Raw genomic sequence first — 23,729 nt, 5'->3', positions numbered from 1 at the left:
TCGGCCTCCTTCCTTTATGAGCCGCCGGTCTTAGGCTGATCAAACACATCTTCGAGCCGATCCGTCTTGGGCGAATTGTTGACATGGTCCGGTGTCTGGGTCGATGCCGGCGTTTCCTTTGCTGGTTCGGACGAAGGCAGCACACTTGACGGTGTTGCAGGCTCCTTTGGATTCGATGTTGTTTGTTCCGCTTGATTATTTTGTCTGCCGGTTGATGCTGGAACCTGCTGCTGAATGCTCTGCCGGAATTCATTGTTTTGCTGCGTCGTAATGCGCTCATTTTGCAGTTGCTGCTGAACAGTGACGCTGCCGCTGATCACCCTCATTTTGTCCGTATCGCTCATTGCTTTCAGGTTGTTATCAAGCTTCGTGCGAAGTTGGCGAGCGAGCGCGGTTTTCGCTTCTTCCAAAATGTTCGGATCGCGTTCCATCAGGTCGAGCACCTTCGGGTTGGACGGGTAGTTGGCAACTGCCGCTTCCTGCATGCCCGGATCGACATAGGTGAGCGCGTACAGCTTGGCCCCTTGCAGATAGGCGTCGATGATGGCGCTGGAAACCATCAGGATTTCAGTTTCGTTCATTTCGTACCAAACGATCGTGCCGGACAGTTCCCGGACTTTCTTTTTGCTGAGGACGATAAAATCCTCGCCGGTCGGGAAGTTGATCCGCACATCGACAAACTGCCCTTTTTGCAGATTCGTCGGCAACTGGATGACATTAAATTCTTGCACCCTTAAATCCCTCGGAATCGGCTTGTCTTCAAACAGCATCGAAACGACGAGCTGCGTGTTCGGCTGCAAATCGATCTTGGTGATTTTGCCGACAGCCTCGCTTGGCTCCTTGAGGCTCCCGGTTGCCGCCTGAACGGCGGGCACCTCCACCGCTTTGACATCTCCCGCTTGTAGAGTGGTTCCAGCCGGAATGCTGCGGCTGGCCGCCAACACCCTTGTTATCGCCGCCTGTTCCCTCGACTCCCATTCCTTGATCTTCGTATCGTATTCGGACTGAAGCTGCTCCTCAAAGCTGGCTTGTTTCGCCTGAAAATAGAACACAAGGGCCAGCGCAAAAAGGAGCAGCACCAATCCTCCTGCGATGGATGCAATGATGACTCGTTTTTGTTGTCGGCTGTTCATGGCTTGTCATTCTCCTTTCTTTTTTTCGAAACGCGGGGTTATCGCTTTTCGTGAAACCAGTACGCGCGCGTGTACAGATCGACGCCTTCCCGTGTCGGGATGCCGGTGGTCGCTTGACCGTCACCCTTCCATCCAAGACGGTTCGCGGTCTCCACGGCCAGACGATCCGACGCCCCCTTATAAACTTCCGCTTGCGTTCCTTCGATCAGAACATACAGGCCGCCTCTGGCATTGATGGGATGGACTACTTCCGCTTCGAGCACTTTCATGTCTCTTTCACCGCCTCTCACGTTGTTTTCATATAGTTCCGGTTGGACAGCAAACGCCTGAGCAGGTTCCGCTTGTCCCCTGGACGCTCCGGCTCCACCCCCAGCCAACGGTCCGCAAGCTGTTTCACCCGCAGACGATACGGACTGCAAGGCGAACTTGCGATCCACTGACCGATTCGAACCGCCTTGCTGACCGTAGGATCTTCCGGCAATTCTAACATCACCGGCCACGGCAGGTTCTCGCGCCACTGCTCCTTGGGTGCCTGTTCCATAAGCCGGTTCCATATCATGTAAAGCTCTGGCGTCGGACGAAGGTTGTTGAGCAGCGGCTTCATTCGTGCAAGGCTTTTCATACTGGCCGGCTCATCGGTTGCCACTAGGAATAGCTGCTCGGCCTGCTCCAAAGCCAACTTGATCAGGCTGTCGAAATGGACAGGCGTATCGATCAGCACGATATCCGTTTCCTCATTCAAGAACCGAAGGACTGCTAATAGCTGTTCACGCTGCATCCGAAACGTACATGGCTGCGAAGGCGCGGCGACAATGGAAAAGCCCATCTTCGTTTGGAGAAGACAGGCTCTGCACGCTTTCGGATCATCGATCCGACGAACCAGATCGACGATCGTTTTATTCGGTTGTATTTGCAACATCGAAGCTACCGTACCGTGCATCAGATCCAGATCGAGGACGCAAACCCGTCGTCCTTCTTTTGCCAAAATCGCAGCCAGATGTAAAAGAAACGTCGTTTTGCCCACGCCCCCTTTGGACGCATAGACCGCCGCGATCGAAGGGAGATCCCGGCTTTTCGCAGAGGGAGGAAGAAGCGGCGTCTGAGCCGCGACCTGCGCAAACGGGTCATCCGGCCAAGTCTGTATTTTCTCGTCCGTTATCGTTGTTGGTCCCTTCGCCGGACTGGAGGGCGGCTCTTGTTCTTCGTCTTCCGTTAGAGGCGGCTTTAAGTCCCGCATAAGCACTTCATCCGAAGCCAAGGCAGGAGCTTGACCAATAGCAGGAATGGTCTTCGTGGAAGGATGTTCCGCCGATCTCTGCCGAGCCGCTTTTCGCTGTGACAGCGTACTGCTTGTGACCATATTCCTCTGGATCGCCTGTTCGGTTTCCGATTCGGCAACCGTTGATTCCAACTCACTGTCCTCATCCTGGATCGAATCGGCCTGTTCCGATTCCTGCGCACCAGACTCTTCAGCCATCAGTTTTAACCCTCTTACGTACTGCGGAAACGAAGCTTGCGCTTCTGTTTCTGTCCGATCCGTCGGATGATTTTCATTCAAGCGAAGGAACTTGGCAAGGACCCGGTCTGTTGCCTCTTCCTGCGTCACTGTTCCGGCTGCGCCGAGCGATGCGAGTTCCTCCTCCGTCAACTGCAAATCGCCGTCTGTCAACAATACAATGGGCAGCCCTTGCTTTTGCATCAGCCGGACATATTCCTTCCATCTTCCGACCGCCGTATCAATGACGACAAGCTTCGTCTCCCCGGATATCCGCTCCGGATCATGAACGAATTTGATGTCATAGCCCGATCTTCGCAGCCGCTCGGCCCACGCTTGCCGACGACGCTGGTGAGGACGAAACAACACCACCTGCAAATCAAACACCTCCTCTCCAACCGGCCGGTGATTTCAAAGTTGTTTTTTATGATTCTGCCTCGAATCCGGTAAACACGCCTTCCGAATACTTTTTCGGATTTTCCCGGATCCACTGGGCCGTTTCGGGATACCCAAGCTTGTCAGCCCAATGAATGACTCCCGGACGATCGAGCATGTTGACCGCCCCAAGCCTGCGCACCGCCTCCAGTCCTTCCAGCACCTTTTTCGGGACTGTCACCATGGTCAACCCTTCCTTTCATCCAATTTTAGTCCCCGGTAATAGACATCCAGTTTGACGCGGCTCGCCACATAAAACGCATACTTTTCCGCTTCCTGGTACGTATCCCGCACATCCATTTCCTGCGTTGATCCATCATGCTCCAGCACAACGGCAAACTTTCCGCCTTTCGGCTCGATGCGAACCTGATTATTCATCCCTTGTCCTTCCTTTCTTTAACCCCCGGCTTATGATCGATCGGCATCTCTGCAGCGGGCGGATAATTGGAAATGAGCAGTTCCTTTGCCGGCTGCCGCCCTTTCAGTTGTTTGGCGATGGTGTAGCGCGTTTCCACTTCCTCAATCACGTATGGCGCGTACCATTCCCGGATGAGCGGGTGGTCGTTGATGCTGAGTAAAAACTTGCCCTTGATGCCGCCGAGCAACTCGCGCAATTTCCGGTGATGCGTTTCATCGAACTTGTACAGGTAACCGGAAAGTCCGAGATACGGCGGATCGCAATAAAAAAAGCTATCCGGCGAATCGTATCGCGGGATAACTTCTTCGAACGACCGGTTTTCGATGTACACGCCGATCAGCCGCTCATGCGCCAGTTTGAACTTTTCCTTGACCTTGCTCAGGTCGTAAGCCGGTTTGGTGCGGGTGTACCCCCAATCGTCACAGTCGTTGTATTTTCCGCCGAAATGGGAATAAACCCGGTAATAGAAATCGTAGGCGCGGGTAACGGGATCGCGCTCCTCGTCCCGCCGGTTCAGGATGCGCACAAACTCATCGCGGGCATACAGCGCCCACTCGAACCTTTTGGCGAGCGCCTCCCAATCTTCCTGAATGACTCTGAAAAAATTGACAAGCTCCGCGTTGATGTCTGAATACACTTCCACCTTCGACCGTTCTTTTCCGAACAGCACCCAGCCCCCGCCGCCGAACACTTCAGCATACAGCACATGCGGCGGGAAACGGCGGATAATGTCCTCGCGCAACCGCGACTTGCCGCCTTGCCAGCGAATCGGACTTTTCAGCAATGGCGATCCTCTCCTTCGTTTTTTGTGTCGGGCTCTATCGATCCGGCTCCGAGCGCCGCAAGCTGCGGAATCGAATGCCCGCAATAGTAAACCTCATCCTCGGGCACGCCGAGCAAGCGGGCGTATCCCAACGCATGGCGCACCGCTTCCCGCGCGTTCTCCCGGCTGCCCAATGCGTACACGTCCTTCCCCGGCTCGACGCCAATGACCTGATACGCCCCCCGGATCTCTTTGACATACAATTGCAACTGCCGCACGTTCACCCACCTCTTCACGGATTGCAAATTCGTTTTAATACAAATCGTTTTACACAATGGATAAAGCGTTGGCGATTTGCCGCGCCAGCGCATGAGCCAGCTTGGGCGGCACGGCGTTGCCGACCTGGCGGTACTGTGCGCTCAAGCTGCCGTAAAACACGAATGTGTCCGGGAAAGATTGTATCCGGGCGCACTCGCGCACCGTAAAACGCCGGGGACGGGTCAGCTCCGGATGATAATGCGCCCCGGCATAAAAACCGGCATTCGCCGTAATGGTCGGATTCGGTTTTTGCCACGAACCGACTTTTTGGCGTCCTTTGAGCCCCCGGATCCTTGTCGGCATGGCCGCTTCCAGCGCCTCCAGCGGGATAACCCCGTCCGCATCCGCCAGCGAAACCAGATGCAGAATGTGCGCCGGATCCGCCGGCACCGGCCCGTGATTCGGATGCAGCCCCGCCGAACGGCTGTGCGCGGTAATCGTAAAGGAAGGATCGTCCCATCCCGCCCTGCGGTTCGTCTGATCATAGCGGCTCTCTTCCCGCACATTGGGAAAAAGATGACCGGCATGGTTCGGCAGCATCCCCGGATGGGCGAGATCGACATCCTTCGACAAATGCGCGGTTACCGTTTTGCACGGCTTCTCCCAGTCCTGCACCTTGCAGTCGAACATCGCCACGCCTTTCCCGGCATTGCGAAGCCGGTTCTCCATCGATACCGGACGGGGATTGGACAGCGTATGATTCATCAGCGCCGTTTCGTCCTCCGCCGGATCCGGCAAGTCGCCGATAGCATCGCGAAGCACCGGACGCGAAGGATCGGGCGGAGGCCATTCAAAAGCGACCTCCAGATCCGACCGGAACCCGACGATAAACACCCGCTCCCGCGTCTGCGCCACGCCGTAATCCCACGCGTTGAGCAGTTTCCATTCCAGCCTGTAGCCCGCCGCCGAAAATAGGTCGCGTATGGCGTCAAAATGAATGCGCTGCTTTTTGCTCAGCAGCCCTTTCACGTTTTCCATCAGAAAAAATGCGGGCTGCGCTTCCTTGAGCAGCCGGGCGTATTCATACGGCAGCAGGTTGCGGACATCGTCCGGATCGTGGTTTCCGGCCAGCGAAAACCCCTGGCAGGGAGGTCCGCCGATCATGCCCAGCACCGTCTCGCTTCCCGCCAGCTCGCGGAGCTTGTCTCCCGTCAAACGGGCGACGTCTTCCTTGATGGCCAGCGCCTGCGGATGGTTGCGCTCAAACGTAAGCAGCGCGGACGCATCCACATCAATGCCGACACGGATATCGAACCCCGCTTGCGCAAAGCCGCAGGATAACCCTCCCGCGCCGCAAAACAAATCGATGCACGGTCCCCAAAGCTGCATTACAGTCACCTCCCGAGTGCGTAAACGGGCGCAAAAAAACGTCTGCGCCGCGAACGGGACAGCCGTTATCTGAACTTGTATGCTTCAATACTCCCGGGGCAGCAGCGCCGTAATGACCCAATGATTGCCGTAATCATCCGACTTCACCCAAACTTTCTCCGGCAGCTTCATTTGCAGCTCGTCAAGCTTCTTGCCATTTCCGTCGCTGACAACAACGCGGTCTCCTTGAGGTTCAAAAACGAGAAAATCATGCTTGGGCAAAAACGACTCCGCTTTCCGGAAGAACAAATTCATGACGATCGGCGGCAAATTCAAATGTTGCACCCCGCGCGTCATTACTTTTTCAGTTGGTTTTCCCATGCTCTGCACAACTCCTTTGGTTGTTTTTTGAAACGAAAAATAGCCCTCCTATTCGAGAGCCATGGAAATGATCTGATTGTTACTGCTGCTTAGGAACAGAAGGGCGCCGAATCCGTTTGTTTAAACCTCTCCCAGAACGCTTCACGATCTGCCTCACTTGAGAACGTTACGGTCAAATACCCCTTTTCAGCGGCAGCATCCAGTTCCCGTCCGATAATATTTCCGCCGCAGCGGGACACGTCGCGGGCATAGGCGTCCAAATCGCCCCGATGCTCGCATTCGCGAAAGCGGAGCAGTTGCTCCAACATCTGCGTTCACTCTCCTTCGGTTTAATCATTCCAATAGTTTTGCGGGTCCTCCGATTGTCCATTTTGCGACATGCCAAAATGAAGATGCGGTCCCGTCGATTTCCCCGTGCTTCCCACCCAGCCGATCACCTCGCCGCGCAGCACCTGCTGACTGCGGCGGACGCCGATGACCGACAAATGGGCGTATAAGCTTTGAACGCCTCCGTCATGCTGCAAACGGACGAGATTACCGTACCCGGAGTTGCTCTTGACCACCTGAATGACAATCCCGTTTTGGGTCGCAACGACCGGCGTGCCGCGCGGCGCGGGGATGTCGATCCCGTCATGAAACGCGCCGGGTTCGCCCGACACCGGGTCGGTCCGTATGCCGTACGGACTGGAAATAGCTTTATAGCCAATGACCGGCCACAGCCAGTTTCGCGGCATGACCAGCATGGCGGCGTACTCCGCTTCCTTTGCCCGAACGAGCGCCGCATCGTTGGGGTTTAAAAACCACGCTTCCAGCGCCGCATCCGGATCAAGGGTGGACAACCGCAAATAGTCGGCGAGCGAAAAGATCGCGTCAAACGGATTGTCCGGATCGATCTTGCCGTCACCGTCGCCGTCCGTCTTGTACGCTTCCCACAAGAGCCGGGGAAAGCCCAAAACGCCGGTCGTATCGATTCGTTTCGCTTGTTCGGCTCCGAAATCGGTCGTGATCTTGTGAATCGCCGCCAGGCGCGCCCAGGAAGCCTGTTCGTTTTCGGCCCGGAGATATATCGGCAGCAGCGGAGCGGGAATATCGAAGGTCTGATTTTCCGGCACCGGAATCCCTTCCATGGAAGAAGAATCCGACGAACTGACCAGCACGCCGAGCAGCGCAAAAACGAGCAGCATCGCTAAAAGCGCGATCGCAATGCCGGCAGCCCCCAGGCTTCCGACTACCCACCAAAACACCTTTTTCTTGACCAGGCCGCTAACGTCCATGAGGATCCCTTGCCTGCGGCGAGTCCTTTTCCCGCGCCTCTTTCAGCGCGGCCTCCGCTTTGGTCAAAAGCGGCCGGCACGATTCGTCGCCGTTTTGTATTCGCCGCCTCAAGTCGGACACGAGCGCTTCCCAATCCTTTACAACATCCATCGTCATTCCCTCACCGGCAGGCTTGCCGCCCGATTATGCCTTCTCGTATTTGTCTTCCATGACCGAATCCTCCAGCACATAGCTGTTAAAAACGATTTCCAGCGCCTTCTTTCTCGAATGGGATTTCGAAACGAGATCGTCGACCGCAAACCGGAGGAACGCATCGCGTCGAACAAGACGTTCCATCTTGTTCGGATCAAATGAAATCGAACGCATGTCTCTGCCCTCCTACCTTGCCGAATGATTTGCCGTTTCCGGCATGACGTCTGCCGGCACGTAAACGCCTGTCGGTTTCCATTCCCGGCAACCCGCTTCCCTCACCCATACATGCCGCGACGCGGATACGAGAAACTCGACGTCCTTGAACCGGTTCCTTCCCCGGAAAAACAACCCGCGCTCCCGAATCTCCGCAAAGATGACGGTCTGCGCCAGAAATTCATTTTGCAGCCATTCCGCGATCCGAACCATGTCCTCTCCTCCCGTTTTTTACTTCAACTTGGAAATGATCTTCTTCGCGGCGTCCTTCGCTTTCTTCGATCGCTCCTTCGCGTTGTGCCACGACTGCTTCGCTTCGCCCACGTGATACACAACCTCTTTTTTGGATGTTTCGTACATCTCGTGCGGCGACGGAGCTTGAAAGATGCCGAGCAACTGCTTCAAAATCTTTTTGCGGAACAAAAACGCGCAGAAGAACAGCAGCGCCACAAAAATTTGCTGCAGCATCAGGATGCCGGAGCCGCGCGCCACGATGTCGGCGACGAGCAGCGTAAAGCCCAGGTAAAAGCCGTAAATGACCTTCGTGCCGAGCACGCCGATCAGCCAGCCGACCCAGCGGCGCACAAATACGAAACCTCGCTCCGGAAACAAGCCGAGCAGCAGTACGACCGGCGCGAGGATAATGATCGCCAGCGCCATCTCCTGCGCCAGAATCAAAATAAGCGATATCGTCCCGACGTAGAGCAACAGCGTCAACGTGGCGATCAGCGACAGCAGCGCCACCAGACAGCGGATGCCCGCCGAACCGCCGGCGAACAAGTACGGGACGTCCGCATGATCGCCGTGGCCGATTTTCGCATCGCCCAGCACCTTGCGCAAAATATCCCGCTGCGTCATGCCGGGCGCATACTGCCGCATCCAGTGCGACCACGCATCCCCGGCCTGAACGCCGATGGTTACCTCCTCGTCCTCCGCCCGGTCCAGAATCGCTTCGACTTCCTCCGCCGTCATGCGCACCGCGCCTGCGTCCTGACGGTTGAACTGGCCAATCAGCCACGGCCGGTCGACAAACAGCTTCCACAGCCGGTTGGACGTCGCCATAAGCTGCTGATCCGCCGCATTCGCCAGTCCCTCCCCCCATTGTTCGCCCGTCACGCGCTGGTACGGCGCGGCCAGGGAACCCATCGTTATTTGCGTCAGCTTGTCCATCGCCTGCGACACCGCGCGGATGCTCTGCCCCGAATGCGCGAAAAACCAATAGCTGCCGACGAGCACGACAATCGAGCCGATCACGCCGGACATCAGCCGCGTCGTCTGGTTGTTCCAGTACCCGACCTTGACCATCCATGCGGCGAGCAGCACCAGCGCCCACGGCAAAAACTTGGTGAAGATGCTCGTTCGCAGCCCGTCCATAATGGGGAGAATGAGCGACAGTTGTTCGTTGACCAGATCGGTGTGAAAGCCGAGCTGCATCAGAAAAATGCAAAGGCGGGTGATGAAGGCGCTGAGCATAAACACGACGTTGGCGACCCAGTTCAGAATGATCGGAAACGGGTTGTTCAGCTTCGGCTTCCATCCGGACCACTCCACAAGGTCGTAGCCCAAATCCCAGGTGTAGTGATCCGTCGGATACTGGCGGTAATCGAGCGTCCGGTCGCCGGGCTCGATGCCCATCTCGCTTTCGCCCGGCAGCAGCTGGTCGAGCATATCTTTGGGCGCTTCCGCAAAAACGGCATCCGGATTTGCCAAAGCCATGAAGCATGCGATAAACACCATCAGCAAAAGCCCGCAGCGGCATCGTCGTCTCAAATCGTTTCCCTCCTTTCCGCCGTCATGCGATCCGGCGTCGTATTGAACACGGAGAGCAGATCGTCCGGCGTCGGCTCGATATGCACCCGCCCGATCCGGCCGGTAATGTCTTTCATGTAGCAGTCCCCCGCTTTCAGCTCACGGAACGCCTGGATCATGTCCTCATCGTCGGGATCGAGTCCGAGCAGCGTCAGGTTGTCCGCAATCGCCCGAGGGTCTTCCGTCCGGAAACAAAAAATGGAGCCGAGATTGTTTCTCGTCTCCTCGTCAGCCACATCCCCCGGATTTTGGGTCGCCAGCAGCGGGACGACCTGAAAGGAACGGCCCATCCGGATAATCTCATCAATGAGCAGCGCGCCCTCGGGAAAAGCTTTCAGCATCCAGCTTTCATCGATGCCGAACATTTTGAGCTGATCGTGCGGGCTGTAAAACATGTACTCCCGTCCGAGCGCGGCGACCAGATACATGATGCCGAGACCGAACCGCTCGTTCGGCGTCAGCGCCGTATGCAGCCGTTCGCTTCGCTTCTTCGGCAGCGGCAACCCCGCCAGCGTAATGACGATAAACCGCGCGCCGCTCAAGTTCGCGTTTTCTTCCCCGTCTCGGGCGAAAATAAACTTTCCGAACGGGCTGCGCGAGTACGACTGCAGCCGGTTCATGCAGCGGCGGGCTTCCACCCGGATCGCTTCCACCGGCGAATCCGCCGAAACCCGCTCCAGCTCCTGCATAAAGGTGTACAGATCGCGCTGTTTCTGCTCGAACGTCCGCTCGACGGCTTCCATGATCGCGTCAGCCCGCTCGTCATTGCGGGTCCCCTCCAGCAGCAAGCTGAGGAAATCCAGCACAATGCCGTGCGCTCGGTCCTCGCTTTCGGACATCCGGAACGGATTGAACTTCGTCGCCGAATCCGCCGAAAAGTTCAGACGCACCATGTTTTGACGGATGTCCGGGATGAGCGCAAAGCAGCTGTCCTCATCCTTGGGATCGATCGAGAACACGATGCCGCCCTGGTTGTAGCCATGGTAGAACAGCGTCTTTTTCAGCACAGACTTCCCCGATCCGAGCGTACCGACGATGACGATCGCCCCGGAACGGTTCAGTTCCTTGGACATCGGCCGCTTCAAATCGAGCAGCACCGGGATGCGGTGCAGCGTCCGCCCGATGTAATCCCCGTCCGGATCGCCGATTTCTCTTGAACCGTGCAGCATGGCTGCAGCCAGAAACTTCGGATCCATCGGGATCCGGTTTTGCTTGTCCATCGGGGAACCGGGCAAAAAAAGCCGGAATGCCAGCACCTGATCCGCCGGGGAGCGAACGGCGCGGATTTGCTTGGTCGCATACAATTGCAACAGCTGCGCCGCACGTTCCTCCAGCTCCTTGCGGGAAGAGGCGGATACGTTGAGCCACGTCGACGCCCACACAAGCGGCATTCCTTTTTGCAGCTTGTTCTCCAGCACCCTTCCGCGCTTGCCAGCCCATTCCAGCGTGATCGGCGTTTCCTCGGACGCTTCCTTGTATTCGCGGCGCTGGTCTTTCAACACTTTGCGGTTGCGCTGCAAGCCGCCCGCCGCTTCATGCGGCGTCTGCACCTGAAAGTGAATGCTGACCTCGGCGGGAAAAGGCAGGTCTTCGAGCGCATACAGCCACTCGTCCCCGATGGTTGAAATCTCCTCCGGCACATCGACGACCGAGAAAAACGCTTGAAAGCTTTTCCGGCTGTCTTCCTCCCCATCGTCATGATGCACGATCCACGTCTTCATTTTTTCTTCGCCGACAAGGTCGGCGGCAAGCAGTACCGGCAATGATTTTTTCGGGCGCAGCAGCACCTTCTCGCCCTTCACCCGCACCTCGCGCATCGTCTCCGGCGTCAGCGTCAGCTCCGGCTCCACGGCCAATCCACGAAAGAAGCCGCGCCTGATCAGCCACTCGATTTCCTGCGGTCCGCACCGCTCGCCGCCCAAATGATGGTTTACCTGATTGAACTGCAAGCTTTCTGCAGACTTCGCGATGTTCAGTCGCTCGATCTCCAGTTCCCCGCGCTGGCGGTACCAGAACTGTTCCTGGATGTTGCGGCCGAACGCGCCGGCCCATTCGCGCAGTGTTTCGCCCGTCTTGCGCAAACCCGACAAATCCACTTCCGGAAACTGCTTGTGCACGGCGGATAGCTGCAAAATCAAATAAAGCGATCGCTGCCACGGCCGCCGCTCGGCAAACCGCTGCATGACCGCTTTCACATACCGTTCGTATTCCGCGCCCTGCCCCATTCGCCGCTGTTGCCACACGCCAGCGTCCATCATCCGGGTGACGGATAACAATTGGCCGCTGCCATGGTAGCTGTGCAAAAACTGCTGCATCTGGCTCACGGCGCCGCGCTTTTTCTCCGGCGACTGGTACGCATACGGTTTCAGCGGTATGCGGTACACCGCCCACGGTTTCAGCAGCGTGTCAAACAGGAGGTTTTGTTCCCAATACAAAACCGGAAACTTCAATGCGTCTCACCCCCCTTCAAAAACTGTTTTCATCGGATCCGGATGTGGCGGCGGCATATCAATGAATGTCGCTCCGTTTTCGAACCTTCCATATCTCCAAATGTTTATCTCTATTCTCTCTTTCAACTTGCACCGGAGCGGATGTCATCCATGACATCGACCGCCGCGATTTTCCTTCCAGCACCACTGGCGGAACGACCGCCCGTTTGGACGGCCGTATCAGCGGCGTGACATGAAGTTTTCCGCTTCGCCCGCGCCAGCGGATGCGCACGTTTGCGGGAAGGCAAAGCGTCTGCAATCCCTCGACCGTCCCGTGTAGTTGTCCGCTGCTGCCGCTCCATGCCTCGCCGCCTTTTGGCAACGAGATCCGTTCATACGGCCGGCACCGGCCAACAAACCGGATCCTGTGTTTCCCTCCGGGTTGACGGATCGCCTGCCAGCGGACAAACCATTTCGGCCGCACCAAGAAATGCAGGATGTCCCGAACATAGCGCGGCACCGATTTCCCCGCCGGATCCAGTTTGACCGTGTAGTATGCGGCGGCAATCGGCCCGACCACCATCGTGATCGTGCGATCGACAGGAAGCAGCCATGTCAGCACCGGAAACACGTAGCAAAAGATGAAAAACACGCCGATATACACAAACCAGAGCACAACGCCATCCTGCCGGATCGGCATCCACAAGCGAATGTCGCCGATATGGTAAATGAGCGGGCGAACCCGGTACAGGGCGCGGTATGACTCCGTTTTCTCATGCTCGTCCAATTGTTCTCACCCTCCGGTCGTGTCCGTCAGCCCTTCCACGGAAATGCCGAGCGTCTTCAGCACATAAAGCGCCAGGTACTTGGCAATGCCGGGAGCAAAAACGAAAATGCCCAGAATGACCGACAGCATAATGTGCGACCAAAGCCGGTTCGTTTCACCGCTCGCATACATTTTCACGCCCCGGTATATCGCAATCGTGAGGAAAATGGCTTGCAGCAGCCGTTTGATGACGAGCAGACCGGTATTGACGAAATCCCCTTCCACATTTCCCACCCCCTCAATGAACTGGATAAGCCGTTTTACTCTACGCTCCCTACAAAAAACTTCCGGTTCTCCTCCGTCACCGCCAGCTTCCACACTTGAGTCACACGAAAATCCGTTGCCGCATCCTGCGCAGTAAACGTAACCGTGACCTTGTAGGGTCCGGTTCCGGCAACCTCCAACCGCTCCAGCGCGATAAAGCGAATCCGGCCTTCGAGCGGCTTCAAGTTTGCGCCGGTCGTGACGTAATTGAACAGGCTGTCCGCATCCTTGCCTTCGCACATCGCCTTTAGAAAGCTTTCGATTGCCGGACGCATCCGCTGTTTAACATCCGCAGATGCAGCCGGTTCTCCGCTTCCCGTATCCGGAACGGCGGGCGGCTCCTGCGGCGGGCGGAAGAGCGGCTGCGCAGCCACCACAGCGCCCTTGCCCGTCTGCGCCCATACGGGCACCTCGACTTCCCATACGACCCGTTCGGGATTCGCCGCGATGACCCTCACAAGAACCGCATAGTGCGATCCCCCGCTGGCGGACGAGGACACGAACTCCGCCGCGATCACTTCCTGCCGTTTCGTTTTTTGTTCCGCCTGAAGAGCAGCAACGCGTGCGAGAGCATCCGGATTGACGTACGGCTTGAGCCGCTGCATGCGCGCTTCCGGCAGTTCCTCGCCGTCCCAGCGCATCCACTCGCGAGCAAAGCTGAGCGCCGTATGGACCGCCATTTGCTGCTCCATTGTCTTCTTGAGGATGGCTGGCGCCGGGTCGGGTTCCGTTCGCAAGAGCGTGGAAATCGCGCCCAGACTGGAAACGATCAGCATCACCCACAGCAGCAGCTTGGGCAGCAAACGAACATCCATCCGCCTCACCTCCTGTTGATGATGGGGGGTTGCTCTCTGGGCTGTTTGCCGAGCAGCAGACCGGCATGGTCTGTCTGGATAGGCAAAAGCGGCATTTCCTCCAAGCTCCGGCGTTGTCCTCCGCTGCCCAGCCACTTCGCCGCCCCCGGTCCGTTATGTTTCCACTCGCTTTCACTGATGGTCCATACGTTCGGCAAACGGTCATGGCTGAACGTTCCCTTTCGCAATGCATCCCAAATATCGATCAGCGTTTTCGGACGGCTCTCGATTTTGGTCACGAACAGCACGTGCACCGCTTCCACCTTCGGCCATATTTTCGGGAGCAGCGTTCCGTAGTGAACCATCTTGTCTTTTAAGCGCCACAGCGTTTCGGTGCCCGTATCGTACTCCAGATGAAAGGCCAGCCTTCCATGGTCCGGAAAGCGGTACATGCCGAACCCGTCAGGTTTGACCGGAGCGGCTGCTTTTCCCGACGGTTTTGTCTGCACGTACCGTTCGGCAGCCGACCTCGGGTCCAGCCATTCGATCATCCCCTCTTCTGCTCGGGAAAGGCTATGGCGGATCAAATCCGTGAAAAAAGCGTTCGTTCCATAAAAATGCTCGATCTGCACCGGTCCGGTTTCCCACGCTTTCGCCCGATACACCGTTTCATCCCCGACCAGACCGGCTACCCCTCTTGCCCCCTTGGCCGTTAAGGTATATCCGACATGGTTTCGTTTCAGAAAAGGAAGGCGGATGGGCCGGATCACTCCGGTTTCTTTCATTTCACAGACGATATTGTAGATCGTCTTCGGTTTGTAGTTCAGGCTGAGCGCCAATTGCTCCGCCGTCAGCAACGTGTGCCGGTACAGCATCACCTGCGTTTCTTTTTTTGCTTCGTAGTACAAATGCGGAGTCTCCTTTCCATCGGGGCATGTGGTGAGTTAGTCGGGATCAGGGTTTCGCCCGGCTCGTGCGCCGCACCGCGCAAATTTGCCTTATGCGGAAGCGGCAGTTTTCCCTCGAACTTTCTCTCCTTGCTTCCCTTAAACTTTCTCTCCAAGACGCTCTCCAACATTCCAGGCGCGATGTCAACCAAAAATCGGAAAATCGACCGCCTCCGGCATACCGGAGAGACCCGAGCGCTTCATTTCCTGCTCGACCGCTTCCACAGCGCGTCCGTCCTGCTCGTCCGAATGTGCCCATGCCTCATTGATCAAGGCTTCATTCCGGATCGGGACAACATCGTTTTTGACCGTGAACAGCTCGATCCGTCCTTCGCGGCCTTTCGTGCGCACGATGGCGTGAAGCTCGGCCAGGTTCATCAAATCGGCGTTCGTGACTTGCGGCTTGAGCCAGCGCGACAGCTTGTCCGCGTCCGGCCCGCCGAGCTGCAGCAGCATGAGCGTGCCTACGTTGCCGAGAATCGCCTCCAGAATGCGATCGGACAGTTGAGACAAATACTGCGTGGCCAGAAACAACGACAAGCCGAACTTGCGGTCCTCGGCCAGTATTTTGGTCAAAATGTCCGTCGCAAACAGGTGCATTTCATCGGCAAAAAAGAAGTGCGCCCTCGATTGATGCTGCGGCCGCTTGCGGCAGGTAAAGTGGTAGTCGATGAAAAACAGGCTGGCCAAAATCTTCAGCAAATCCGGCACGCAGCCGGATCCATCAATCAGCACGATCCTGCCTTCGTCCATGACTTGTCGAGTGTTGATGCTGCTGTGAAGCTGGCCGAGCATCCGCCGCGACGTTGGGTACGTCGTCAAGGCACCTAGCTTGTTCAGGATCGGGCCGAGATGCTCGCCCACGTTTTTGATTTGCGCAAATTCCTCCAGCCAAAAATGCCGCAAATGCACGTCCAGATCCGGCAGTATTTTTTTACGGTATGTCTCGTTAAAAAAGATGTCGATTATGCCGAGCACCGTTTGCGGCGGCACGGATAACAAGCTGAGCACGGCGTTGCGGAGATAATGCTCCGCCCGCGGCCGGGAGCCGGGAAAAAGCTGCTGCAGCGTCGTGACAAATTCCCCGGTCAGGCTTTCCCGCATATCCGCATGCGCCTCTTGAAACAAGTTGAAGCCGCGCGGCCGGTCGGTGTGTCCCAGCGGAACAATGTGCAGTTTCGGGTACAAACTTTTCGGAATATAGCTCAGCAATGTTTCGATCGCCCCTCCGTGCGGATCGAGAAACGTAAAGCCCGGTGCTCGGTCCGGCGAACGCTCCAAGTCTTCCACCATATTCGTCATAATGGAGAGCAGTGTCGACGTTTTCCCCGATCCGGTCGTTCCGGCAAGGAAAGCGTGCTTCAGCATCTGGTTCACCGGCATGCGGATCTCTTGATCCGCGCCTGGCACGTTGCTTTTTCCAATAAATAGCCCGTGGTTTAAGCCTACAGGCGCAGGTACGATTTTGGCATGCATCTTCTCCATATGCGCGGCAGCCGGATCGCCAAAGGCGGGTATGCGAAGCCAGCAGCCGAGCTCCTCCGAGGTAAACAGCAGCTTCTTCGACGGCACGCCAGGCGCAAGCATCGCTTTTTTTCCCCGAACGGGACGCAACACAATGCCGTTACCGCTTCTCATCGACTGCAGCATGTCGTTCATCGTGTGCAGCCTCGCTTTGGCCGCATGCGATCGAATGAGCACGCGAAATCCCGTCCACAGCCCGATTTCGTCCTCGTCCTGCTTGCTCTGAAGCGAACGCATGACGTTCTGCTGATGGGCGGTCAGTTCTCGCGGCCCTCGTTTCTCCTTCTGGTTCGTGTTCATTTCCCGCCAGATCGCTTTCAGCGACACCGGCTCGTTCGCCGGGGAGCGCAGCCACGCTTCCGCTTTGCGGACACGGCGTTGCAGGAGGCGCTTGCCAGCCGGCGCAAACGCCAGCTCCAGCCATACCTCCTCGCCCGCTTTGAGCTCTCCCGCTCCCATCGCCGCGATCATCTCGTTAACCGGGTCTTTGCCCGCCGGATGAATGGCAGCGACTGACAGCGCTCCCTTGTACGCCGGACGTCCTTCGGCAACGATCACGTTTTTGCCCGAATCAGCGGCAAACACAGGCGCTTCCACCGGGAGCAAATAGATCCCGGACACCTGCGTATGAAAGCCCGTACGAAACCCCATCCAGCGAATGTCGGGGACAGAAAAGTAGATTCGTACTCGTCCAGCAGGTCCTGCACACTGGATCAAGAAACGAAAATAGATCTGTCCGTACCGAAGACGCTTGAATCGGGGATGGCCGAGCTGGCTGATATGCCTGGCAAAACGCACCGCCTTGGCGAAGTCGATCGGCGCGGCGTCGAAGGAGGGCATCGCTTCGAACCATAGGGTCAGCTTGTGCTTGCCGCGCCCCGGCTCACACCAGCGCGAAAACAAAAAAGAGAGCATCGCTACCCCCTCCCTCCGTAAACGTATTCGATTTTCCTTATGCAAATCAAAAGTGTTCGATCAACTCCCTTCCTCAAAGCAGAAAAAGGAACAACGACCGTTTCCGGCTTGTCCCTTTTCTCCCGATGATAGCATCATACCAGAAAAATCCTGAATTGTGGTGCCGCTGCAGTGCCTTTGTTTTGCCAATGTTATGCCTATTTTTTTGCAGTCTGCTTTCGTTGTGCTCCTCTATTGCTGAAAAAATTGCGCCAATTTACGATCAATTACGGCCCTGGACTCTATTGGGGGCGAGGGGCCCATAACATTACAGAAACCCCTGCAATGCATATGACTGCTCCGATCCAGTCATAGAGATCTGGCGTTTTCCTATCGATTAACCATCCCCACAAAACCGCAAGCACCACGAAAACACCGCCGTACGCAGCATACACGCGTCCGAAATTCGGGAAACTTTGAAATGTTGGTATAATCCCGTATAAGATCAGCACGATGCTTCCCGCTATGCCGTACCCTATCGGTTTGGATTCTCTTAACCAAAGCCAGACAAGATATCCGCCGCCAATTTCAGCTAATCCGGCCAAAACAAACAGAAGTATAGCCGCTGCCATGTCTCATCTCCTTCCATTTCCGTCCAAGTCAACATTTACAAAGCACTCATCCCAAGATAAACAAAAACATTTCAACCCATTTTCCAATACTTGTTGCATCATCTTGATTTGCCTCTCCTTCTCTTCCAATTCAAGTCTTTTCTTCTGAGCCATGGATCGCCAGCGTTCCGACGGGGGAACATTCGAATCGAAGCCCTCAAGCAACACGAAAATTTCCTGCACATGAAACCCTGCTTGTTGTGCCGTCTTAATGACACGGATGCGTTGCAGGATATCTGATGAATATCTTCTTTGCCCGCTTCTGCGACTTACTTTGGGAATCAATCCTACATTTTCATAATAACGCAAAGTCGAAGCCGGAACATCACTCAACCTGGCGATTTCGCCAATAGACAGCATAAAATCCAACCCCTTTACTTAAAGTTAACTTTAAGTTTTATGATACTCAATATATACGACAAGGAGGTGATCCAGCAATGAAAAGATGGATTGAAGACGCTGGGTAAGATGACAAACTCATACACAAAAAGATGCTTGCATTACTTATGGGAACTTCAATTGTAAAAAAAGAAATCGGAGGGTGTTGAATATGTCTGATCAGTGCGATATTGCATGTCACAGGCTATCTTTTTCAGAAGAGGAAATGTCGGAGTATGAACAATTGAGGGAAAGCATCTTTAAACATTTAATCAAAATTGATGAGCAAGCGGATGGATATTCCTTTATATTCCCCAATGCAGAAGGTCAGCTCCTGCAGTATCTGGGGAAATGGATTCCCTTCGAATTGAAATGTTGCCCCTTTTTAAAGATCGCGATTGCGGTTAATCATGACGATAATGTGAGGTTAGAATTATCAGGACCTATGGGAATCAAGGACTTTCTATTGCATGAACTTCAATTACATCAAAACAATTTTTGATGAATTCAGGGTCTTATTCTTTTCTCAACATTTCGGTCGAAAAGGTCAACAAAAATAGGCCTTTCGGCCTGTATTCAGTCATTATTTTTTCTGTATATAGCTTCTCCGCTAACAACTAATCCGCCGTGGACTGATCATCCATTCCCTACTGAGCAGACCGCCTTAGCGGCCGCTTGTACCATTTGCCTCTCTTTAGCTCAGCTTTTGCTACCGTCTTTGACTTGCAACAATCGTAAACTGTTAAGTGTAACAATTAAGGTTGCTCCCATATCGGCGAAAATCGCCATCCACAGCGTAAGCCATCCAGGAACTATTAATAGCATTGCCAAAACTTTAATTCCAAGCGAGAACGAAATGTTTTGCTTGATGACCGAAAGTGTTTTTCTACTGAGGCTCATGGTGTACGGCAGTTTGCTTAAATCATCACCCATCAGGACAATATCCGCTGTTTCCAAAGCTGTATCCGTACCGGCGCCTCCCATCGCAATACCGACAGTGGAAGCGGCAAGGGCAGGAGCATCGTTTACTCCATCACCAACCATGGCGACATTGCCGTACTGGGTGCGAAGCGTTTTAATATACTCTAGTTTATCCTGCGGCAACAGTTCCGCTTTGACTTCTGCAATGCCCAATCGCTTGCCGATGGCATCGGCGGTTGCTTTGTTATCGCCGGTGAGCATGATGGTTTTCTTGATGCCAAGATCATGCAACTTTTGAAGAACATTTTTGCTGGAATCCCGCACTTCATCGGCGACCGCGATAAGAGCCTGAATTGTTTCTTCTGTACCCAGCACCATGACCGTTTTCCCTTGGTTTTGCAGCTCATCGATTTGTTTTAGAGCTTCTTTATCCATTGATGAGTGCAGCTCAGTGAAAAGTTTTGGGCTGCCGATGTAATAAAGCTGTCCGCCAACCTTCCCTTTTACCCCTTTACCAGTGATGGAGATGAATTCTTCAGCATCCGAGCTGAAATCAACATTTGCTTGTTCTGCTTTTCTTAAAATCGCAGAAGCAAGCGGATGCTGCGAGCCTTTTTCAAGAATGGCAGCGATTTTCAAAATATCATGGTCATTCTCTCCAAACGTGATTATTTCCGTCACTTGCGGCACGCCTTTTGTCAGCGTTCCGGTTTTATCGAAGGCAACAGCGGATATTCGTCCCGCTTCCTCCAGATGTATGCCGCCTTTAATGAGCACGCCTCGTTTCGCCGCATTGCCGATCGCCGTCACGATCGACACCGGCGTGGAGATCACAAGAGCACAAGGACAGCCTACAACAAGAAGCGCCAATCCTCTATAAATCCATTCTCCCCAGCTGCCGCCAACGATCAGAGGCGGAATGACGGCAACCAGCACTGCCGCAATCATAATCGCCGGCGTGTAATATTTCGCGAACCGGTCAACGAATGCTTGTGATGAAGCCCGCTCGGCTTGCGCTTCTTCCACCAGGTGAATGATTTTGGAAATGGTCGTATCTTCGACCGTTCTGGTTACTTTGACTTCCAGCAGCCCTTCTTCATTAAGCGTGCCTGCAAACACTTCATCATCAACGCTTTTTGCGACAGGAATCGATTCGCCGGTAATGGCTGCCTGATTGACGGCAGACGATCCTTTGATGACGACTCCATCCATCGCAAGCTTTTGACCGGGCTTCACGATCATAATGTCTCCGACACGGATATCCTCGACGTTTACCGTGAGCTCGGCGCTGCCGCGGCGAATCAACGCTTCTTTCGGCGCAATATCCATCAGCGAGCGAATCGATTGCCGGGCTTTTTCCATTGAATACCGCTCTAATACTTCGCTTATGGCAAACAAAATAACGACCGTCGCTCCTTCGCCCCATTCGCCGATGGCAACAGCCCCTAAAATAGCTACGGTCATTAACGTGTTCATATCAAACTGAATGCGGAAAAGGTTCTTGATGCCTTTTTTAAACAATTCATAACCACCGATCAGAATGGATGCGCCATAGGTTAAAGATGAAAGCAGACTTTCTTCCCAATACCGCTCACCAAAAAAATACCCGGCGGTCAGAAGCAAAGCAGAAACGAGTACGTGCCAGTTTTCTTTCCAAAATGGCTCTTTCTTTTCCATGACTCGCTCTTTTTCAGGTGTTACCTTTAGGTTCTCGAACGCTCCTGCCTTTTCCAATTCCTCTGCCGTCGTGTTACCATAAACGGTTATTTTGGATGCTCCGAAGTTTACTTGCGCATCCTGAACGCCAGGGAGATTTTTTACGTTCTTTTCAAAAATGGCTGCGCAATTGGTACAAGTAAAACCGTGAACCCGGTACACATTTTTATTTTCATTATGGTTTGGCGTATTCATTTTCAACGGTCATCATCTCCTCACGATGTGCAGAAGCGAGCTTGATGAGCTGACGCACATGGTCATCTTCCAGAGAATAAAACGCCAGCTTTCCTTCTTTGCGGTATTTGACAAGGTTCAATTTTTTTAACGTTCGCAGATGATGCGAAGCCGTCGCGAGCGAAGAACCAATGATATTGGCCACATCGCAGACACAGAGCTCATCTTCTTGGCACAGAGCAAATGCCACTTTCATTCTCGTTTCATCGGCGAGCGCTTTAAACATATTCGCCATGCCTGAAATATCATGCTCCATTAGCGTGTTCTGAACGCGTTGCACCTTAACTTCATCAAAACAATACAGTTCACATGTATCTTTTTGAGTCATTCAAGGACCCCCATCAATCAAACAACCATTTGAGTATATGATCATCATACTCCCATTTTTTTATTCAGTCAAATGTTAATTTGAGTGTCTTAGAAAATAATAACAGCATGCAAATTAGACGATTCAATCGCATGCCGATATCTCCACTAATGAACTTATAAAGGCCACTTAGCCTCGTTCTTATTTTTCTGTTTAAGCTTTGTCATCTAACATTAATCCGCCGCGGACTCATCCTCCACTCCCTCAAACCAGTAGTGAGCATCTTCACGTCCCAACGAATCATATATTTTATTGAGCACTTCAATTCGCCTGCGATAAAACGTCCGGGGCGACCAGCTGAGTTCCGCCATGATCGAAGGGTTCAAAACTTCCTCAAAATATTTGAGCCTGACGAACTCCTTCTCCTCGGCACGCAACCCGGAATAGGCAATATCGATAAGCTTAACCCGCAACTCCAATCGCGGAAGCTCCTTTTCCCTGATCTGAAACCGGCGTATGATCTCGTTCGGTATGCTTTCATTGGGCTGTCCTTTTCCGTAAATCGGCACAAGGTCCAATCGCTGCGCCAATCCCGGTATATGCTCCAGCTGAGCCTTCAACGTTTCGATTCGCGTTTTCCAGGACGGATATTTCGTCAACCATCTTTCCACTTTTCCGTATGGCGTCCGCTTTTTCTTCCTATCATCCATTTTTCCGTTTTGGCAATCTTTCACCTGTCATCCATCCTTTATTTTCATTTTGACAACAGGCTCACCGGTGAGTGCCTTTGCAATTTCATTGTACTTCCGGCGCCATGGTGGGATAAGTTGGAACTTTTAGTAGAACCTTTTTCCGCGAAGGTTCTATTTCATATAGAACTTTTTTAAATCCAATAAAAAAGGCCCAACTCTCCATAACAGGAAAGTCGAGCGCTTTTTCATTATTTACTTTCGACCAGATTCTCTTAACCCTCATGGAGTAAATCGTTGATGCCATGTTTTTTCATCAAACGATTCCTTCTGGCTATCGCCCCATCCAAAACGGAATCGAGAATTCGTTCATTGTGACATGAATCCAGATACAAAAGGAGGGATCTCATCCCCCCCTGTAACCATTAAAGACTCTGGTTGTTTTGGACCTCTGTCAATAGATTGGACACATGGAATCGAGAAAATTACGCAACACAATCGTACATTTGTTCGCATTGAGTGGGTGTGAGATACCCGATCGCCGAATGGACTCGTTTGCGATTGTAGAAAAACTCGATATATTCAAAAATCTTACTTTGCGCTTCCTTGCGGGTCTTGAACTTTTCCAGATAAACGAGTTCTTTTTTGAGTACGCTGTGGAACGATTCGATGCAGGCGTTGTCGTAGCAGTTGCCCTTGCGGCTCATGCTGCCCTTCATCCCGTATTTTAGCAGCCGTTGTTGGTACTCATGGGAAGCGTATTGGCTGCCCCGATCGGAATGATGAAGAACCTTACCTTTGGGCCGCTGACGGCTGTAAGCCTGGTCCAGAGCTTGCAAGACCAGTTCCTTGGTCATCCGCTCATCAGCGTACCAGCCTACGATTTTGCGTGTGTACAAGTCCATGATGCTCGCGACATAGAGCCATCCTTCGTCTGTCGGAACGTACGTGATGTCCGCCATCCAGACTTGGTTGGGAGCTTGCGCTGTGAACTGCTGGTTCAGCACATTGTCATGCACCGGCAGGTTGTGCCTCGAGTTCGTCGTCGCCTTGTATTTTCGGACGGTGCGCGACTTAAGCCCCAACTCCTGCATGATGCGGGCGACGGTTTTCTCGGAAACTCGCTCGCCTTGCTGGCGCAAGACTTGAGCGATCTTCGGACTGCCATACAGACGGCGCGATTCCAGGAAGATGCGGCTAATTTGCTGTTTCAACTGTGCGCGGCGTTTTTTCCGTTCACTTTCCTTGCGCCGGGTCCATTGATAATAACCGCTCCGGGATACATTCAAAATCCTGCACATCTCCGACACCGGATACATGGAGCGGTGCTTGTGAATAAACGAAAAGATCAGTTCCGGTCTTTTGCGAAGATGTGCATCGCTTTTTTTAGAATCT

28 protein-coding genes are annotated in these 23,729 nt (G+C 54.1%); 1 reads left to right on the top strand and 27 read right to left on the bottom strand.

The genetic code is table 11. The features are described 5' to 3' along the window. Nucleotides 1-14: 14 nt before the first annotated feature. From FS806_RS15335 to FS806_RS15230, 22 genes are all read right to left on the bottom strand, one after another. Nucleotides 15-1,133, bottom strand: a complete 1,119-nt coding sequence (locus FS806_RS15335; RefSeq protein WP_062494009.1) for an SAF domain-containing protein — start codon at nucleotides 1,131-1,133, stop codon at nucleotides 15-17. Nucleotides 1,134-1,171: 38 nt separating this feature from the next. Next, nucleotides 1,172-1,423 carry a hypothetical protein gene (locus FS806_RS15330; RefSeq protein WP_260982107.1) on the bottom strand — a complete coding sequence of 84 codons (252 nt, stop codon included), beginning with the start codon at nucleotides 1,421-1,423 and terminating at the stop codon, nucleotides 1,172-1,174. Beyond that, on the bottom strand, nucleotides 1,420-3,000 hold the full coding sequence (locus FS806_RS15325; protein ID WP_225312655.1) for a CpaE/TadZ family protein: 1,581 nt from the start codon (nucleotides 2,998-3,000) through the stop codon (nucleotides 1,420-1,422). The genes FS806_RS15330 and FS806_RS15325 overlap by 4 nt, the downstream gene beginning before the upstream one ends. A 52-nt stretch (nucleotides 3,001-3,052) precedes the next feature. Next, nucleotides 3,053-3,247 carry a DUF5049 domain-containing protein gene (locus FS806_RS15320; RefSeq protein WP_062494015.1) on the bottom strand — a complete coding sequence of 65 codons (195 nt, stop codon included), beginning with the start codon at nucleotides 3,245-3,247 and terminating at the stop codon, nucleotides 3,053-3,055. A 2-nt stretch (nucleotides 3,248-3,249) separates the two neighbouring features. Next, nucleotides 3,250-3,441 (bottom strand): hypothetical protein, encoded by a 192-nt coding sequence (locus FS806_RS15315; RefSeq protein ID WP_062494017.1) that lies wholly within the window; start codon nucleotides 3,439-3,441, stop codon nucleotides 3,250-3,252. Next, on the bottom strand, nucleotides 3,438-4,265 hold the full coding sequence (locus tag FS806_RS15310) for a DNA adenine methylase (protein ID WP_062494019.1): 828 nt from the start codon (nucleotides 4,263-4,265) through the stop codon (nucleotides 3,438-3,440). Before FS806_RS15310 ends, FS806_RS15315 begins: the two co-directional genes overlap by 4 nt. After that, entirely contained in the window at nucleotides 4,259-4,579 is a 321-nt protein-coding gene (locus FS806_RS15305; RefSeq protein WP_222126676.1) for a hypothetical protein, read from the bottom strand. The genes FS806_RS15310 and FS806_RS15305 overlap by 7 nt, the downstream gene beginning before the upstream one ends. Next, nucleotides 4,572-5,891 (bottom strand): DNA cytosine methyltransferase, encoded by a 1,320-nt coding sequence (locus FS806_RS15300; RefSeq protein ID WP_019007329.1) that lies wholly within the window; start codon nucleotides 5,889-5,891, stop codon nucleotides 4,572-4,574. Before FS806_RS15300 ends, FS806_RS15305 begins: the two co-directional genes overlap by 8 nt. An 84-nt stretch (nucleotides 5,892-5,975) precedes the next feature. Beyond that, entirely contained in the window at nucleotides 5,976-6,251 is a 276-nt protein-coding gene (locus FS806_RS15295) for a hypothetical protein (protein ID WP_144938217.1), read from the bottom strand. Between the two features lie 89 nt (nucleotides 6,252-6,340). After that, on the bottom strand, nucleotides 6,341-6,559 hold the full coding sequence (locus FS806_RS15290; protein WP_019007327.1) for a hypothetical protein: 219 nt from the start codon (nucleotides 6,557-6,559) through the stop codon (nucleotides 6,341-6,343). Nucleotides 6,560-6,580: 21 nt separating this feature from the next. Continuing rightward, nucleotides 6,581-7,525 (bottom strand): M23 family metallopeptidase, encoded by a 945-nt coding sequence (locus tag FS806_RS15285; RefSeq protein ID WP_144938214.1) that lies wholly within the window; start codon nucleotides 7,523-7,525, stop codon nucleotides 6,581-6,583. A 184-nt stretch (nucleotides 7,526-7,709) separates the two neighbouring features. Next, nucleotides 7,710-7,892 (bottom strand): hypothetical protein, encoded by a 183-nt coding sequence (locus FS806_RS15280; protein WP_144938211.1) that lies wholly within the window; start codon nucleotides 7,890-7,892, stop codon nucleotides 7,710-7,712. A 12-nt stretch (nucleotides 7,893-7,904) separates the two neighbouring features. Next, complete coding sequence (locus FS806_RS15275) at nucleotides 7,905-8,144, bottom strand: hypothetical protein (protein ID WP_144938206.1); 240 nt, start codon at nucleotides 8,142-8,144, stop codon at nucleotides 7,905-7,907. 18 nt (nucleotides 8,145-8,162) lie between these two features. Then, the gene (locus tag FS806_RS15270) at nucleotides 8,163-9,701 is read right to left on the bottom strand and encodes a hypothetical protein (RefSeq protein ID WP_144938203.1); all 1,539 of its coding nucleotides are present in this window, start codon (nucleotides 9,699-9,701) and stop codon (nucleotides 8,163-8,165) included. Beyond that, nucleotides 9,698-12,190, bottom strand: coding sequence for an ATP-binding protein (locus FS806_RS15265; RefSeq protein ID WP_144938200.1), 2,493 nt, complete (start codon nucleotides 12,188-12,190; stop codon nucleotides 9,698-9,700). The genes FS806_RS15270 and FS806_RS15265 overlap by 4 nt, the downstream gene beginning before the upstream one ends. 58 nt (nucleotides 12,191-12,248) lie before the next feature. Further along, entirely contained in the window at nucleotides 12,249-12,956 is a 708-nt protein-coding gene (locus tag FS806_RS15260) for a TcpE family conjugal transfer membrane protein (RefSeq protein ID WP_144938197.1), read from the bottom strand. A gap of 6 nt (nucleotides 12,957-12,962) precedes the next feature. Further along, the gene (locus FS806_RS15255) at nucleotides 12,963-13,220 is read right to left on the bottom strand and encodes a hypothetical protein (RefSeq protein WP_144938195.1); all 258 of its coding nucleotides are present in this window, start codon (nucleotides 13,218-13,220) and stop codon (nucleotides 12,963-12,965) included. Nucleotides 13,221-13,255: 35 nt separating this feature from the next. After that, on the bottom strand, nucleotides 13,256-14,074 hold the full coding sequence (locus FS806_RS15250) for a conjugal transfer protein (RefSeq protein ID WP_144938193.1): 819 nt from the start codon (nucleotides 14,072-14,074) through the stop codon (nucleotides 13,256-13,258). Nucleotides 14,075-14,079: 5 nt separating this feature from the next. Continuing rightward, entirely contained in the window at nucleotides 14,080-14,961 is an 882-nt protein-coding gene (locus FS806_RS15245) for a replication-relaxation family protein (RefSeq protein WP_144938190.1), read from the bottom strand. A 183-nt stretch (nucleotides 14,962-15,144) separates the two neighbouring features. Continuing rightward, complete coding sequence (locus FS806_RS15240; RefSeq protein WP_260982106.1) at nucleotides 15,145-17,484, bottom strand: type IV secretory system conjugative DNA transfer family protein; 2,340 nt, start codon at nucleotides 17,482-17,484, stop codon at nucleotides 15,145-15,147. A gap of 236 nt (nucleotides 17,485-17,720) precedes the next feature. After that, nucleotides 17,721-18,050, bottom strand: a complete 330-nt coding sequence (locus FS806_RS15235) for a YnfA family protein (protein WP_062494041.1) — start codon at nucleotides 18,048-18,050, stop codon at nucleotides 17,721-17,723. A 3-nt stretch (nucleotides 18,051-18,053) separates the two neighbouring features. Beyond that, the gene (locus FS806_RS15230) at nucleotides 18,054-18,449 is read right to left on the bottom strand and encodes a MerR family transcriptional regulator (RefSeq protein WP_062494043.1); all 396 of its coding nucleotides are present in this window, start codon (nucleotides 18,447-18,449) and stop codon (nucleotides 18,054-18,056) included. Nucleotides 18,450-18,639: 190 nt separating this feature from the next. On the opposite strand from FS806_RS15230, the gene FS806_RS15225 reads away from it, so the two are divergent. Beyond that, on the top strand, nucleotides 18,640-18,969 hold the full coding sequence (locus tag FS806_RS15225) for a hypothetical protein (RefSeq protein WP_062494045.1): 330 nt from the start codon (nucleotides 18,640-18,642) through the stop codon (nucleotides 18,967-18,969). Between the two features lie 197 nt (nucleotides 18,970-19,166). On the opposite strand, the gene FS806_RS15220 is transcribed toward FS806_RS15225, so the two are convergent. The 5 genes from FS806_RS15220 to FS806_RS15205 all read right to left on the bottom strand — a co-directional run. Beyond that, nucleotides 19,167-21,299 (bottom strand): heavy metal translocating P-type ATPase, encoded by a 2,133-nt coding sequence (locus FS806_RS15220; protein ID WP_062494047.1) that lies wholly within the window; start codon nucleotides 21,297-21,299, stop codon nucleotides 19,167-19,169. Beyond that, complete coding sequence (locus FS806_RS15215; RefSeq protein WP_062494049.1) at nucleotides 21,280-21,666, bottom strand: ArsR/SmtB family transcription factor; 387 nt, start codon at nucleotides 21,664-21,666, stop codon at nucleotides 21,280-21,282. The genes FS806_RS15220 and FS806_RS15215 overlap by 20 nt, the downstream gene beginning before the upstream one ends. A gap of 212 nt (nucleotides 21,667-21,878) precedes the next feature. Next, nucleotides 21,879-22,316: a hypothetical protein gene (locus FS806_RS15210; RefSeq protein WP_222126675.1), complete on the bottom strand. Its 438-nt coding sequence runs from the start codon at nucleotides 22,314-22,316 to the stop codon at nucleotides 21,879-21,881. 124 nt (nucleotides 22,317-22,440) lie between these two features. Continuing rightward, on the bottom strand, nucleotides 22,441-22,641 hold the full coding sequence (locus FS806_RS26215; RefSeq protein WP_062494053.1) for a hypothetical protein: 201 nt from the start codon (nucleotides 22,639-22,641) through the stop codon (nucleotides 22,441-22,443). 178 nt (nucleotides 22,642-22,819) lie between these two features. Beyond that, on the bottom strand, nucleotides 22,820-23,729 hold a 910-nt coding region (locus tag FS806_RS15205; RefSeq protein WP_144938187.1), incomplete at its 5' end, for an IS3 family transposase.

The organism is Paenibacillus sp. 32O-W (genome assembly GCF_007679495.1).
GTDB classification, from domain to species: domain Bacteria; phylum Bacillota; class Bacilli; order Paenibacillales; family NBRC-103111; genus Paenibacillus_L; species Paenibacillus_L residui.
The sequence above is the reverse complement of the archived record's forward strand: the minus strand, read 5'-3'. Positions and strand labels throughout refer to the sequence as shown.